Annotated in this window: 7 protein-coding genes; 5 read left to right on the top strand and 2 right to left on the bottom strand. The window is 73.2% G+C overall.

What is annotated here, in order from left to right:
- Positions 1-75 precede the first annotated feature (75 nt).
- Positions 76-1,626: an alpha/beta hydrolase gene (locus tag RKD23_RS13130; RefSeq protein WP_424853845.1), complete on the bottom strand. Its 1,551-nt coding sequence runs from the start codon at positions 1,624-1,626 to the stop codon at positions 76-78.
- Positions 1,627-1,745: 119 nt separating this feature from the next.
- Positions 1,746-4,508 (bottom strand): lysylphosphatidylglycerol synthase transmembrane domain-containing protein, encoded by a 2,763-nt coding sequence (locus RKD23_RS13125; RefSeq protein ID WP_424853844.1) that lies wholly within the window; start codon positions 4,506-4,508, stop codon positions 1,746-1,748.
- A gap of 186 nt (positions 4,509-4,694) precedes the next feature.
- Between RKD23_RS13125 and RKD23_RS13120 the strand changes: the two genes are divergently transcribed.
- From RKD23_RS13120 to nudC, 5 genes are all read left to right on the top strand, one after another.
- Entirely contained in the window at positions 4,695-5,081 is a 387-nt protein-coding gene (locus RKD23_RS13120; RefSeq protein ID WP_404042392.1) for an MGMT family protein, read from the top strand.
- 257 nt (positions 5,082-5,338) lie between these two features.
- The gene (locus RKD23_RS13115) at positions 5,339-8,710 is read left to right on the top strand and encodes an ATP-dependent helicase (RefSeq protein ID WP_424853843.1); all 3,372 of its coding nucleotides are present in this window, start codon (positions 5,339-5,341) and stop codon (positions 8,708-8,710) included.
- 127 nt (positions 8,711-8,837) lie between these two features.
- Positions 8,838-12,287 (top strand): UvrD-helicase domain-containing protein, encoded by a 3,450-nt coding sequence (locus RKD23_RS13110; protein ID WP_424853842.1) that lies wholly within the window; start codon positions 8,838-8,840, stop codon positions 12,285-12,287.
- A 79-nt stretch (positions 12,288-12,366) separates the two neighbouring features.
- Positions 12,367-13,770 carry a dipeptidase gene (locus RKD23_RS13105; RefSeq protein WP_424853841.1) on the top strand — a complete coding sequence of 468 codons (1,404 nt, stop codon included), beginning with the start codon at positions 12,367-12,369 and terminating at the stop codon, positions 13,768-13,770.
- Positions 13,771-13,926: 156 nt separating this feature from the next.
- On the top strand, positions 13,927-14,868 hold the full coding sequence (nudC, locus tag RKD23_RS13100) for an NAD(+) diphosphatase (RefSeq protein ID WP_424853840.1): 942 nt from the start codon (positions 13,927-13,929) through the stop codon (positions 14,866-14,868).
- Positions 14,869-14,944 lie beyond the last annotated feature (76 nt).

Genomic DNA, 14,944 nt, shown 5'->3' with positions numbered 1-14,944 from the left:
AGTTCGCCGAGGCCTGTGGATAACCTTCTGACCTGCGGGTTTTCGGGTTCCAGGGTCCACTCCAGCCGGCTCGGCTCACGAGCAGACCGTGCCGGTCGCGGGCAGCTTGCCCTCCAGCAGGTAGCCGTCCACCGCGGCGTGGACACACTTGCTCTTGCTGTCGTAGGCCCCGTGCCCCTGCCCCCTGTATGTCACCTCCACCCCGACACCCTTGCCCAGCGCCTGCGCCATCCGGTGCGCGCCCTCGTACGGGGTCGCCGGGTCGCCGGTGTTGCCCACGACGAGGATCGGCGCCGAGCCCGGGGCGCTCACATCGGGATGCTCCGCGGCGCCCGGCACCGCCCAGTCGGTGCAGCTGACCATCCCCCAGGCCAGGGAGTCGCCGAACAGCCGCGAGGCGGCCCGGAACTCGGGCAGCTTGCGCTGGACGTATGCGGCGTCGTAGCGGGCCTTGTCGTCGGCGCAGTTGATGGAGATGTTCGCCGCGGTGATGTTGCTGTACTCGCCGTTGGTGTTGCGCCCGTTCATCGAGTCGGACAGCACCATCAGCAGCTGGCCGTCCCCGGCGTAGGCCGAGTCCAGCGCCTCGGCGAGGAACTGCCAGAGGTCCTTGGAGTACAGGGCCTGGAGGATGCCGCTGGTGGCCGCGGACTGGGTCAGCTCCCGGGGGAAGGCGCCGGGGATCGGCTTGGCGTCGAGGTCCTTCAGCAGCTTGGCGATACGGTTCTGCACGTCCTCGACGCTGTCGCCGGCCGGGCAGTCCTCGACCTTGGACACACAGTCCTCGGCGAAGTTCTCCAGGGCCAGCTGGAACCCCTTGGCCTGCCCGAGGGCGCCCTGCTCGGCCGTCTCCGTCGGGTCGACCACCGCGTCGAAGACGGCCCGGCCCACCTTCTTCGGGAACAGGTGCGCGTAGACGCCGCCGAGCTCGGTGCCGTACGAGATGCCGAAGTAGTGCAGCTTGGCGTCGCCGAGCACCTCGCGCATCAGGTCCAGGTCGCGGGCGGCGTCCGTGGTGCGCACATGGGGCAGGATCCGCTTGGAGTGCTTCTCGCAGGCCTCGTTGAAGTCCTTGGTGCCCTCCAGCAGCGCCCCGCGCTCGGCGGCGTCGTCCGGAGTGGCGTCCTCCTGGAACCACGCGTCGAGCTGCCGGTCGTTCAGGCAGGTCACGGGCGAGCTGCGGCCGACCCCGCGCGGATCGAAGCTGACCAGGTCGTAGCGGGTGCGGAGTTTCGCGTAGTCGGCTCCGAAGGAGGGCAGCGTGTAGACGCCGGAACCGCCCGGGCCGCCGAAGTTGAAGATCAGCGAGCCGATCCGGCTGTCCTCGTCGCCGCTCGACTTCGCCCGGATCAGCGCCAGGTCGATGGTGTCGCCCTTGGGGTCGTCCCAGTCGAGGGGCGCCTTCATGGTGGAGCACTGCCACTCGTCGCCGTCGGGCAGTGGCGAGGGGGTGCCTCCGCCGCCCTCGGCCTGGGACGGTGCGGGGCAGTCCTTCCAGTCCAGTTCCTGTGCCGTCAGATCCTCGTCGTCGCCTCCGTCGTCGTCGCTGCATCCCGCCAGCACGGAGGAGAGCAGCAGAACGGTGGTGGCCAGGGCAGCGGCGCGCAGGCGGGAGGGCTTCGGCATGATCCCATCGTGCGGCCGGGCGGGACGGCCCGCGCGGGGCGCGGGCCGTACGAGGGACGCAGGCCATGGGCCTTCCGAGCCGCACGCGCGCGTGGAGCCCTACGCCGCGCCCCGGCCCCCTACAGCGCGCCCTTGCGCGTGAGGTGGTTGAACGCCAGCCAGCCCGGCAGCACCGGCAGCCACAGGGTCAGCAGCCGGAACAGCAGCACGGCCGGGGCGGCGACCTCCTTGGGGAGGCCGACGGCGATCAGACCGACCGTCAGGGTCGCCTCGACCGCGCCCACACCGCCCGGTGTCGGCGCGGCGGAGCCGAGCGCGTTGCCCGCCAGGAACACGACCGCGACGCTGGCGAGGCTGATGGAGGTCGACTGGTCGCCGAAGGCGCGGATGGAGGCGTCCAGGCACATCACGAAGCAGGCGGTGAGCAGCAGCATGCCGCCGATGCCGGTGACCAGCTTCTGCGGCCGCTGCAGCACGTCGAGCATGCGCGGCACGACACCGGCGAACAGCGACCGCACGCGCGTGACGACGAATTTCCGCAGGAACGGCACCGACGTGACCACGAGCACCAGCACCGCCACCGTCAGCAGACCGGCGATGACGGTCCGGGACGGCGACAGCGACGGCGTCTTCTCGGTGCCGGTCAGATAGCCGAAGGACAGCAGCATCAGGATGTGGCAGCCGAGCCCGAACAACTGGGACGCGCCGACACTGGCGACCGCGAGCCCGGGGCGTACGCCCGCGCGCTGCAGGAACCGCGTGTTGAGGGCCACCCCGCCGACCGCCGCCGGGGCGACGATCTTCACGAACGACCCCGCGACCTGCGCGGCGACGGTCCGCGGGAACGGCACCCGCTCCGGCACGAACCCCAGCAGGCTCATCGCGGCGGCGACATAGCTCAGCGCCGAGAACAGCACGGCCGCCACGACCCAGCCCCACTCGGCCTCGGCGAAGAGCTTGCCGAACTCGATGTGGGTGAGCTGCGACAGCAGGAAGTACGCGCCGAAGGCCCCGGCGATGAAGCTGATCAGCGTGCGCGGGCGCACCCGCTCCAGACGGGCCGGTTCGACGGGTGCCTGGGGCCGGATGCGCAGCACCTCGTGCCGGATCTGCGTCAGCAGATCGTCCTCGCGCGCCTCCTCCAGCGCCTCGTCCATGGCCCGCTTCTCGGCCCGCGCCTCCGCGCGGACGGCCTTCTTGTCGGCCTTGTCGAGCTGTACGGTCTTGCCCGCCTTGTCGAGCCGTACGGGCTCGGCGTCGCTCTCGGACGCCTCCACGCGGGCCTGCTTGGCGTGCCGGGACGCCTCCAGCACGGCCTCGCGTTCGCGTTCGGCCCGCTCACGGTTCATCCGGCGCAGTGTCGCGCGCGTGGAGCGGGTCAGCGCGATGGGCTGGAGCATGGGCAGACAGTCGGCGACCGTGTCGGGACCGAGCACCTCGACCGCCGAGGCCACGGCACGCTCGGCGCCCACGCGCAGCGCGAGGGTGGTCATCAGCTGGGCGACGTCCATGCGCAGCAGCAGATCGCCGGCCGCGATCTCGCCGCCGCGCAGGTCGGTGAGGATCACCTTGCCGGAACGATCCACCAGAATCGCGTCACCCGCGAGCCTGCGGTGCGCGATGCGCCGCGACTGCAGGGCCTTCACCTGGAGCCAGGTGCTGCGCAGCAGCTCGTCGGTGATCTCCTCGTCCGCCAGCGAGTCCAGTGTGCGCCCGCCGGTGTGCTCGTAGACGAGCATCACGGCGTCCGGGCCGAGCTCGGAGGTGGCGATGAGCTTGGGCGCGTTGGCGCCCGCGGCGATGGCGGCGTAGGCGAGCAGGGCCTCCTGCTCCAGCGCCTGGCGCAGCGACTGCAGGCTGCGGCGGGTGGCGAAGCCGCGCAGGGTGAGGTTGCGCCACACGCGGTAGAAGAAGCCCTGGGCCTGCTGTTCGCGGTCGACGACGGTGACGTCGAGGGGTGGGCCGTCCTCCAGGGTGACGAAGTAGCGCCGGCCGCGGTCGGTGCCGTCGGAGGTCTCCGAGACGTCCTCGCGGGCGGCGCCCACCGGGCGGAAGCCGACCGTCCGCAGGCCCGCCATCAGCGTCTGGCCGGTGGGACGGACATTGGGCGAGCCGACGGCGTAGAGGGTGCCGTAGGCCACGCTCCAGCCGATGAGCACCGTGAGGATGATCGAGAACGGCGTCGTGTAGCCGGTCACCAGCATCGAGAAGGCGTCCAGCATCAGCACGATCCAGAGCACCGCGCGCCAGCGGGGTCTGCGGGACATGCCGACGGCCGTCATGTACGCGATGACCGGCGCGAGGTAGCCGTGCACCGGGTCGGTCAGGGCGTTGATGTCGCCGGGGGAGGGCTGGGTGAGCGCCTCCTGGATGGAGTCCGGGGCGGCGCGCGCGACCCACAGGTCGGTGGCGAGGGTCACGCCGTGCGCGAGGACGGCGGCGAGCACGCCATCGGCGATACGCAGCCCGTCGCGTTTGATCAGGCGTTCGATCGCGAAGGCGACCGGGACGAGCAGGATCGCGATGCTGGACGCCAGCCCCGCGATCTTGATCAGGAGATCGGGCGCCTGCCCCGTCCCCTTGTTGATGTCCTGTTCCAGGCCCGAGGTCGTGCCGTGCGCGAACGCGGCGATCGCCAGCAGCACGACGATGGCGAGCACGCCCACCAGCAGCCGCATGAGGTCGGAGGGGCGGTGCACGCGCGCGGGGAGCAGCGGTTCGTCGCCCTCCACCTCCTCGGCGTGGACCTCGCCCTCGTCGTTCCCGTGCGGTGGGTCCTCGTCCTGCCGGCCGGCCTTCTCGTCCGTCGTGGCGGCGTCCGGGCGCGACGCAGCGTCAGAGTTGCCCTCCGCGTCGTCGGGGTGCACACCCTGCTGCTTCATCGTCTCTTCTTGATCTCGTATCAACGGTCACCGCCCGCATGATGGTGGCATGCCGCACCGACACACGGGGGCATCAGGGTGCAATCGCGGGGGCGCACAGTCTGCCGGATGCGCCGCTCCCGGGCGAGGGATGCCCACGGTGGCGGGCCGCTCACATTGTCGGTGGGGTGGTGCAGGATGGGGCGAATGAGCGAGGAGAGCCTGCCGCGAGACGCCCGCGCGGAGTACGCGGACGAGCTGCCGGAGTACGCCGAGCGGGTCCTTGAGGTCGCGGAACTGATCCCGCCGGGGCGCGTGATGACGTACGGGGACATCGCGGAGTGGCTCCAGGAGGGCGGGCCGCGCCAGGTCGGCCGGGTGATGGCGCTCTACGGCGGGGCCGTGCCGTGGTGGCGCGTGACCCGCGCGGACGGCGTCCTGCTGCCCGGCCACGAGCTGCGGGCGCTCGCCCACTATCGCGCGGAGGGCACCCCGCTGAAGGAGGCGGGCAGGGCGGCCGAGGGGCATCTGCCCCGCCTGGACATGAGGCGGGCGCGATGGGACGGCGGCGAACACGCGCAGGGTCACACCTGACAGCTTCGGCCATCGGACGCGGACGCGGGGGACACGTGATCCGTACGGGGGAAACGGGGCACTTCCGTGACATGACGTACGTTCGTGGGGTGAGGGACGTACGTGGCTCACGAGCCGGGAGGGAAGAAGCGGAAGCTCTGCTTCCGGCCTTCTCGTCGGCGTAGCGTCGGCGGCGCGCGTCCCTTTCACCTCCTGGCCACCTTCCTTCCTCGGAGGCGGCCCGGCAACCAGCACACCCACCAGGACCGGCGAACCACGTGAGCTCCTCTTCCTCCACCAGGCGCCTGTCGCACCACCCGGTGCGACAGGGGAGCCGTGGCGCTTACCGACTGGTCCGTACCCCGCCGACCCAGCCCGCTCCCCCTCGTCTGGACGCCGCACAGCGTTCCGTGGTTGACCACACCCACGGACCGCTGCTCGTCCTCGCCGGCCCCGGCACCGGCAAGACCACCACCCTCGTCGAGTCCGTCGCCGCCCGCATCGCGCGCGGCGGAGACCCCCGGCGCATCCTGGTGCTCACCTTCAGCCGCAAGGCCGCCGTCGAACTGCGCGACCGCATGGCCCTGCGCATAGGGGCCGCCCGCGCGCCGCAGGCGACCACCTTCCACTCGTTCTGCTACGCCCTGGTCCGCGCCCACCAGGACAGCGACCTGTTCGTCGAACCCCTGCGGCTGCTGTCCGGCCCCGAGCAGGACGTCGCCGTGCGCGAGCTGCTGGCCGGCCAGACCGACCTGGAGCGGCTCGGCCTCGCGCATGTGCGCTGGCCCGACGAACTGCGCGCCTGCCTGACCACCCGGGGCTTCGCCGACGAGGTCCGCGCGGTCCTCGCCCGCAGCCGCGAGCTGGGCCTGGACCCCGGCGCGCTGGACGCCTTCGCCCGCCGCATCGGGCGCCCCGACTGGCGCGCGGCCGCCGCCTTCCTCGCCGAGTACCTCGACGTCCTCGACCTCCAAGGCGTCCTCGACTACGCCGAACTCGTCCACCGCGCGGTGCTCCTCGCCCGCCGCCCGGACGCCGCCGAGAAGCTCGCCGCGCAGTACGACGCCGTGTACGTCGACGAGTACCAGGACACCGACCCCGCGCAGGTACGCCTGCTCCAGGCACTGGCCGGCGGCGGCCGCACCCTGGTCTCCTTCGGCGACCCCGACCAGTCGATCTACGCCTTCCGGGGCGCCGACGTGAACGGCATCCTGGACTTCCCGCACACCTTCCCGCGCGCGGACGGCACCCCGGCCCCCGTCGAGGTCCTGCGCACCTCCCGCCGCTCCGGAGCAGCGCTGCTCGCCGCGACCCGGCTGCTCACCCGGCGCATGCCCCTCAACCGCCTCCCCGCGGACAAGGCCCGCGCCCACCGCGAGCTGACTCCCGCGCGTGAGGGCGGCCGCGTCGAGGTCTTCACCTACCCGACGCCGGGCACCGAGCTCGACAACGTCGCCGACATCCTGCGCCGGGCCCACCTGGAGGACGGCGTCCCCTGGAGCGACATGGCCGTACTGGTCCGGGCCGGCTCCCGCACCATCCCGGCCGTCCGCCGCGCCCTCACCTCCGCCGGCGTCCCCCTCGACATCGACGGCGACGACCTGCCCCTGCGCCACGAACCCGCCGTGGCGCCCCTGCTGACGGCGCTGCGGGCGGTGGCCACGGCGGAGTCTGGGGGCGCGGCCGAGGAGGTGGCCGCGGACGACGAGGGAGGCTCGGCCTCTGGTGAGGAGGCCTCGGCCTCTGCTGACGAGGCGGGCGAGACCGCCGAGCCCTGCTGGCTCGACACCGAGACCGCGCTCACGCTGCTCACCTCCCCTCTCGCCGGCATGGACGCCGCCGATCTGCGGCGGCTCGGGCGGGCCCTGCGGGAGGAGGAGCGGGCCGCGGGGAACCCCGTGCCGCCGCCGTCGGACGAGCTGCTCGCGCGGGCGCTGGCCGAGCCGGAGCGGCTGACCGTGCACGACCCGGCGTACGCGCGCGGGGCGCAGCGCCTGGGCGCGCTGCTGCGCAAGGCCCGCGAACGCCTGGCCGGCGGCGGTACGGCCGAGGAGGCGCTGTGGGACCTGTGGGACGGCACGCCGTGGCCCGCGCGGCTGGAGCGGACCTCCCGGCGCGGCGGAGCGGCGGGCCGTAACGCCGACCGCGACCTGGACGCCGTCTGCGCGCTGTTCGCGACCGCCGCCCGCGCGGAGGAGCGCACCGGAGGGCGGGGCGCGCTGAACTTCCTGGAGCAGATCGACGCCGAGGACATCGCCGCCGACACGCTCACCCGGCGCGCTCTGCGGCCCGACGCCGTGCGCCTGATGACCGCGCACCGCTCCAAGGGCCTCGAATGGCGTCTGGTCGTCGTGGCCGGGGTCCAGGAGGGGCTGTGGCCCGACCTGCGCCGGCGCGGCTCGCTGCTGGAGGCCGACCGCATCGGCCGGGACGGACTCGCCGAACCGCTCACCCCCGGTGCCCTGCTCGCCGAGGAGCGGCGCCTGTTCTACGTCGCCGCCACGCGCGCGCGTGAACGGCTCGTCGTCACCGCGGTGAAGGCCCCCGCCGACGACGGCGACCAGCCCTCCCGCTTCCTCACCGAGCTCGGCGTCGAACCCAAGGACGTCACCGGCCGCCCGCGACGCCCCCTGTCGGTCGCCGCGCTGGTCGCGGAGCTGCGCGCCACCACCGTCGACCCGCGCGTGTCCGACGCGCTCAGGGAGGCCGCCGCCCGTCGGCTGGCCCGGCTGGCCGCGCTCACCGACGACGACGGACGCCCGCTGGTGCCGTCCGCGCACCCCTACCGCTGGTGGGGCATGTTCGAGCCGACCGAGTCCAAGGTGCCGCTGCGCAACCGTGACCAGCCCGTCGTGCTCTCCGGCAGCGCCCTCGACCAGCTCGCCAACACCTGCGCCCTGCAGTGGTTCCTCGGCCGTGAGGTGAAGGCCGACGCGCCCGCGACCGCCGCACAGGGCTTCGGCAACGTCGTGCACGTCCTCGCCGACGAGGTCGCCTCCGGGCACACCCCCGCCGACCTCGACGTCCTGATGGAACGCCTCGACTCGGTGTGGAACGCGCTCGCCTTCGACGCGCCCTGGAAGTCGGCGCAGGAGAAGGAGCACGCGCGCGTGGCGCTCGAACGCTTCCTGAAGTGGCACGTCATGGACCGCACGGGCCGCACGCCCGTGGCCAGTGAGCACGACTTCGACGTCACCCTCGGTGCGGGCGAGTACGAGGTCCGCATCCGCGGCCAGATGGACCGCGTGGAGGCCGACGGTCAGGGTCGGGCGTACGTCGTCGACTTCAAGACCGGCAAGCAGGCGCCCACCGCGCGCGAGGTCGAGCGCCATCCGCAGCTCGCCGTCTACCAGCTCGCCGTCCGTGAGGGGGCCGTCGACGACGCCTTCGACGGGGTGCGCCCCGAGCCGGGCGGCGCCGAACTCGTCCACCTCCGCCAGGGCGCGGCCAAGCGCGACGGCGGCGAGACGCTGCCGAAGGTGCAAGCCCAAGAGCCGTTGGAAGGCGAGTGGGTCGGCGATCTGCTGGCCACGGCCGCCGGAAAGGTCCTCGACGAGCGGTTCACCCCGTCGGCCGGCCAGCACTGCACGCACTGCGCCTTCCGCGCCTCGTGCAGCGCGCGGCCGGAGGGACGGCACGTGGTCGAGTAGCGGTCGGTCCTCAGGCGCTCACGTCAGCACGTGACGGATCGCACCACCTCCGCCGACCTGCGCTTCTCCCGCCCAGGAAGGGCATCGCGGCCTCCGCTGTCAGTGCCCGCCGCTAGCCTCTTCTCTCATGTCCGCCCGTATCACCGACCCCGAGCAGCTCAAGGAGCTCCTCGGCATCCCGTTCACCCCGGAGCAGATGGCCTGCATCGTCGCGCCACCCGCCCCGCAGGTGATCGTGGCCGGAGCCGGTTCGGGCAAGACGACGGTGATGGCGGCGCGTGTGGTGTGGCTGGTCGGCACCGGCCAGGTCGCCCCGGAGCAGGTCCTCGGCCTGACCTTCACCAACAAGGCCGCGGGCGAGCTCGCCGAGCGCGTCCGTAAGGCGCTCGTCCGTGCGGGTGTGACCGACCCCGACGCCATCGACCCGGACAACCCGCCGGGTGAGCCGGTGATCTCGACGTACCACGCCTTCGCCGGCCGTCTGCTGACCGACCACGGCCTGCGGATCGGCCTGGAGCCCACCTCCCGGCTCCTGGCCGACGCCACCCGCTATCAGCTGGCCGCGCGGGTGCTGCGTGAGGCTCCGGGGCCCTACCCGGCGCTCAGCCGGTCCTTCGCCGACCTGGTCGCCGACCTCCTCGCGCTGGACTCCGAGCTGTCCGAGCACCTCGTACGGCCCGAGAGCCTGCGCGCGTGGGACGCCGGGCTGCTGCTCGCCCTCGACGGCGCCAAGCTCAGCAACGCCGACCTGCGCAAGGTCCCCGAGGCGGCCGCCGCGCGGCGGGACCTCGCCGAGCTGGTGCTGCGCTACCGGGCCGCCAAGCGGGAGCGGGACCTGCTCGACTTCGGCGACCAGATCGCCCTCGCCGCGCATCTGGCGCAGCTCCCGGAGGTGGGGCGGATCCTGCGGGACGAGTTCCGGGTGGTGCTGCTCGACGAGTACCAGGACACGTCCGTCGCCCAGCGCGTCCTGCTCGCGGGCCTGTTCGGCGGCGGCACCGGCCACCCCGTGACCGCCGTCGGTGACCCCTGCCAGGCGATCTACGGCTGGCGCGGGGCCTCCGTGGCGAACCTCGACGACTTCCCCGAGCACTTCGCGCACGCCGACGGCCGCCTCGCCACCCGCCAGGCGCTCAGCGAGAACCGCCGCAGCGGCGGCCGTCTCCTGGACCTCGCCAACGGCCTCGCCGAGCCCCTGCGCGCCCTGCACGCGGGCGTGGAGGCCCTGCGCCCCGCCCCGGGCGCCGAGCGCGACGGCGTCGTGCGGTGCGCGTTGCTGCCCACCCATGCCGAGGAGATGGCCTGGATCGCCGACTCCATCGCCCACCTGGTGCGCACCGGCACCGCGCCGGGCGAGATCGCCGTCCTGTGCCGTACGGCGACCGACTTCGCCGAGATCCAGGGCGCGCTCGTCGCCCGTGACGTGCCCGTCGAGGTCGTCGGGCTGTCCGGGCTGTTGCATCTTCCCGAGGTCGCCGACCTGGTCGCGGTCTGCGAGGTCCTCCAGGACCCGGGCGCCAACGCCTCGCTGGTGCGGCTGCTGACCGGCCCGCGCTGGCGCATCGGCCCGCGCGACCTCGCCCTGCTCGGCCGCCGCGCCCGGCTGCTGGTGTCCCACGCGCGCGTGGGCGACGAGGACGACCCCGACCGCAGGCTCGCCGCGGCCGTCGAGGGGGTCGACCCGGCCGAGGTGATATCGCTCGCGGACGCCCTGGACACGTTCCTGGAGGGCGCCGCGGAGGACGACGAGCTGCCCTTCTCGCCGGACGCGCGCGTGCGCTTCGCCCGCCTCGCCGCCGAGCTGCGCGACCTGCGCCGCTCCCTGTCCGACCCGCTCATGGACGTCCTGCACCGCGTCCTGGCGGTCACCGGCCTGGAGGTCGAGCTGTCGGCGTCCCCGCACGCGCTGGCCGCCCGCCGCCGCGAGACCCTGTCGAACTTCCTCGACGTCGCCGCCTCCTTCGCCTCGTCCGACGGCGAGGCCACCCTGCTGGCCTTCCTCGGCTTCCTGCGCACCGCGGCGCAGTACGAGAAGGGCCTGGACAACGCCCTGCCCGGTGGGGAGAACACCGTCAAGGTGCTCACGGCGCACAAGTCCAAGGGCCTGGAGTGGGACGTCGTCGCCGTGCCCGGCCTGGTCACCGGGAACTTCCCCAGCGGCCAGGGCCGCGAGAAGTGGACCGCCCAGGCGAAGGTGCTGCCCCACGAGCTGCGCGGCGACGCCGACACGCTGCCCGACGTCGAGGCCTGGGACTCGCGTGGGATGAAGGCCTTCCACGAGGCGATGAAGGAGCACCAGCACACAGAAGAGCTCCGCCTCGGTTACGTCACCTTCACCCGCCCCCGCTCGCTCCTGCTCGGCTCCGGCCACTGGTGGGGCCCCAGCCAGAAGAAGCCGCGCGGGCCGTCCGACTTCCTCCTTGCGCTGTACGACCACTGCGCCGCCGGGTACGGCGAGATCGAGGTCTGGGCGGACGAACCGGAGGAGGACGCCGAGAACCCGGCCCTGCACCGGGACAGCGTCGAACAGGCCTGGCCGCTGCCCCTGGACGAGACGGCGCTGACCCGCCGCCGCGCGGCCGCCGAGACGGTGCTGGCCCACCTGGAGGCCCTCGCCACGGCCCCGTACGACCCGGACGGCCAGGAGGACCCGGACTGGCCCCCGCCACCGGAGGACGAGGAGCCGCCGTACGAGGAGGAGCCGCCGCAGGACGAGGAGGAGCCGCCGCCCTACGAGGACGAGCCCCTCTTCGAGGACGACCCCGAGGACTGGGACACCCTCAGCCCCGAGCGTCCCTCGGTCCCGCACCAGGCCGGCCCCCCGGAGCCGGTGACCGAGTCCGTGGGCACCCCCCGGGACCCGGACCCCCTCACCCCCGAGGAGGCCCGCACCATCGCCTCCTGGGACCGCGACCTCGACGCCCTCACCGGAGAGCTGCTGCGCGCCCGCAGGTCCGTCACCGAGGTGCCGCTGCCGGCCGCCCTGACCGCCTCCCAGCTGCTGCACCTGGCCGCCGACCCGGACGGTTTCGCACAGGAGCTGGCCCGTCCCATGCCGCGCCCGCCGCAGCCCGCAGCCCGTCGCGGCACCCGCTTCCACGCCTGGGTGGAGACCCGTTTCGAAGCGCTGACGCTGCCCATGCTGGAGCCCGACGAGCTGCCCGGAACCGACGCCGAGATCGCCGACGAGCGCGACCTGGAGGCGCTCAAGGAGGCCTTCGAACGCACGCCGTACGCGCAGCGCACGCCCTACCGCGTCGAGGCGCCGTTCCAGCTCGCCGTCGCGGGCCGGGTGATCCGGGGCCGTATCGACGCCGTCTACAAGGACGGGGACGGCGAGACGGCGACGTACGAGATCGTCGACTGGAAGACCGGCCGCGAGGGCACGGCCGACCCCCTCCAGCTCGCCCTGTACCGCCTGGCCTGGGCCCAGCAGCAGGGCGTGCCCCTGGAGTCGGTGACGGCGGCTTTCCTGTACGTGCGCACCGGTGAGGTCGTACGCCCGCAGCCGTTGCCGGACCGGACGGCGATCGAGCGGCTGCTGCGCGAGGCCGGGCCGGCGCAGGACGGCATATGACGAACCGCCCAAGTAGGGACGTCCGTATGTGACGAACCGCCCAACAAGGATGTCGGTGCGGGCCGATAGGCTCGTGACCATGAGCCAGACCCCGGACAGCGCCGTCCGCCAGTACATCCAGCACCACCGTGCCGCCTTCCTCGACGACCTCGCCGAGTGGCTGCGCATCCCGTCGGTGTCGGCCCAGCCCGACCACGCCCTGGATGTACGGCGCAGCGCCGACTGGCTCGCCGCCAAGCTCAGCGAGACCGGCTTCCCGGCCGTCGAGGTCTGGGAGACCCCGGGCGCGCCGGCCGTCTTCGCCGAATGGCCCTCCGGCGACCCGAAGGCGCCCACGGTCCTGGTCTACGGCCATCACGACGTGCAGCCCGCCGCCCGCGAGGACGGCTGGGACAGCGAGCCCTTCGAGCCGGTCGTCCGGGAGAACCGCCTCTACGCGCGCGGGGCCGCCGACGACAAGGGCCAGGTGTTCTTCCACACCCTGGGCGTCCGCGCGCACCTCGCCGCCACCGGCCGCACCGCTCCCGCCGTGAACCTGAAACTGCTGATCGAGGGCGAGGAGGAGTCCGGCTCCCCGAACTTCCGCGCTCTTGTCGAGGAGCACGCCGGCCGGCTCGCCGCCGACGCGGTGATCGTCTCCGACACCGGCATGTGGTCCGAGGACACCCCGACGGTGTGCACGGGCATGCGGGGCCTCGCCGAGTGCGAGATCCGGCTGCACGGCCCCGACCAGGACATCCACTCCGGCTCCTTCGGCGGCGCCGTGCCCAACCCGGCGACCGCCGTGGCCCGTCTGGTCGCCGCCCTGCACGACGAGCACGCGCGCGTGGCGATCCCCGGCTTCTACGACGGTGTCGTCGAGCTCACCGACCGCGAGCGCGAGCTGTTCGCCGAGCTGCCCTTCGACGAACCGCGCTGGCTGCGCACGGCCAAGTCGTACGCCGCCCACGGCGAGGCCGGGCACACCACGCTGGAGCGGATCTGGGCCCGCCCCACCGCCGAGGTCAACGGCATCGGCGGCGGCTACCAGGGCCCCGGAAGCAAGACGATCATCCCGTCCTCGGCGATGGTGAAACTGTCCTTCCGGATGGTCGCGGGCCAGGACCCCGCCCACATCGAGAAGGTCGTCCGCGCCTGGGCCGCCGAGCAGGTGCCGGCCGGAATCCGCTGCGAGATCGAGTTCGGCGCGGCCACGCGCCCGTGTCTGACGCCGCTGGACCACCCGGCCCTGCAGTCGGTGGTGCGTGCGATGAGCCGTGCCTTCGAGGGGCCCGTCCGCTTCACCCGCGAGGGCGGCTCCGGGCCGGCCGCGGATCTCCAGGAAGTCCTCGGTGCGCCCGTGCTCTTCCTCGGCATCTCCGTGCCCTCCGACGGCTGGCACGCACCCAACGAGAAGGTCGAGCTGGACCTTCTGGTCAAGGGTGTGGAGACCAGCGCCTATCTGTGGGGCGACTTGGCGGAGAGCTGGCGCCATGAAAGCTGACCGGCCGGCGCCGTCCGGGGCGCCCTCGCGCGCGGGGCACACTGGAAAGGCCACCCCGCACCGCGAAGCCCCGCCGGACCCGGTCACCGCCTGCCGCACGTCCCGCTGAACCGCCGCCGAACCCAACCGTTGCCCCCGGGGGAGTTGGAAGCACCCGTGACCACCTGGACCGACCACACCGCCGAACGACCCATCTCGCTCACCGCCCCGAGCGGCATCGACCGCGCCGCCCACCACCGGCTCGACGAAGCCTGGCTCGCGGCGGCGTGGAGCCACCCCACGACCCGCTGCTTCGTGGTCTCCGGCGGCCAGGTCCTCATCGACGAGACGCCCGACGGCCGGACCGAGCTCGTCATGACGCCGTCCTTCGAGGCGCCCCTCACCGAGGCGCACCGCTACTTCCTGGGCACCGACGCCGACGGCGTCAGCTACTTCGCCCTGCAGAAGGACTCGCTGCCCGGCCGTATCGACCAGTCCGCCCGCCCGGCGGGCCTGCGCGAGGCCGGACTGCTGCTGTCCCCGCGCGACGCCGGCCTGATGGTGCACGCCGTGGGCCTGGAGAACTGGCAGCGCACGCACCGCTTCTGCTCCCGCTGCGGCGAGCGCACGGTCATCGCCGCCGCCGGTCACATCCGGCGCTGCCCGGCCTGCGGCGCCGAGCACTACCCGCGCACCGACCCGGCCGTGATCATGGCCGTCACGGACGAGGACGACCGCATCCTGCTCGGCCGCCAGGTCCACTGGCCCGAGGGCCGCTTCTCCACGCTCGCCGGCTTCGTCGAGCCGGGCGAGTCCATCGAGCAGGCCGTGCGCCGGGAGGTGTTCGAGGAGGCGGGCGTGACCGTCGGCCAGGTCGAGTACGTCGCCAGCCAGCCCTGGCCGTTCCCCTCCAGCCTCATGCTGGGCTTCATGGCCCGTGCCACCTCCACCGAGATCAACGTCGACGGCGACGAGATCCACGAGGCCCGCTGGTTCTCCCGCGACGAACTGGGCGCCGCCTTCGACTCCGGCGAGGTGCTGCCGCCCTACGGCATCTCCATCGCGACCCGGCTCATCGAGCTCTGGTACGGCAAGCCGCTGCCGACGCGCAACGTCTGAGGACGGACACAAAGAGGACGGACACAAAAGGGCGGAGGCCCCCCGACCGGGGGGCCTCCGCCCTTTTCGCAAGCCG

The sequence above is a fragment of the Streptomyces sp. SAI-170 genome, from assembly GCF_049739565.1.
Classification (GTDB): Bacteria; Actinomycetota; Actinomycetes; order Streptomycetales; family Streptomycetaceae; genus Streptomyces.
This window is presented reverse-complemented; position numbering and strand designations above follow the sequence as displayed.

Coding starts and splice junctions, on each gene's coding strand:
- RKD23_RS13130 (WP_424853845.1), bottom strand. CDS start 1,626: ATGCCGAAGCCCTCCCGCCTGCGCGCCGCTGCCCTGGCCACCACCGTT.
- RKD23_RS13125 (WP_424853844.1), bottom strand. CDS start 4,508: ATGAAGCAGCAGGGTGTGCACCCCGACGACGCGGAGGGCAACTCTGAC.
- RKD23_RS13120 (WP_404042392.1), top strand. CDS start 4,695: ATGAGCGAGGAGAGCCTGCCGCGAGACGCCCGCGCGGAGTACGCGGAC.
- RKD23_RS13110 (WP_424853842.1), top strand. CDS start 8,838: ATGTCCGCCCGTATCACCGACCCCGAGCAGCTCAAGGAGCTCCTCGGC.
- RKD23_RS13105 (WP_424853841.1), top strand. CDS start 12,367: ATGAGCCAGACCCCGGACAGCGCCGTCCGCCAGTACATCCAGCACCAC.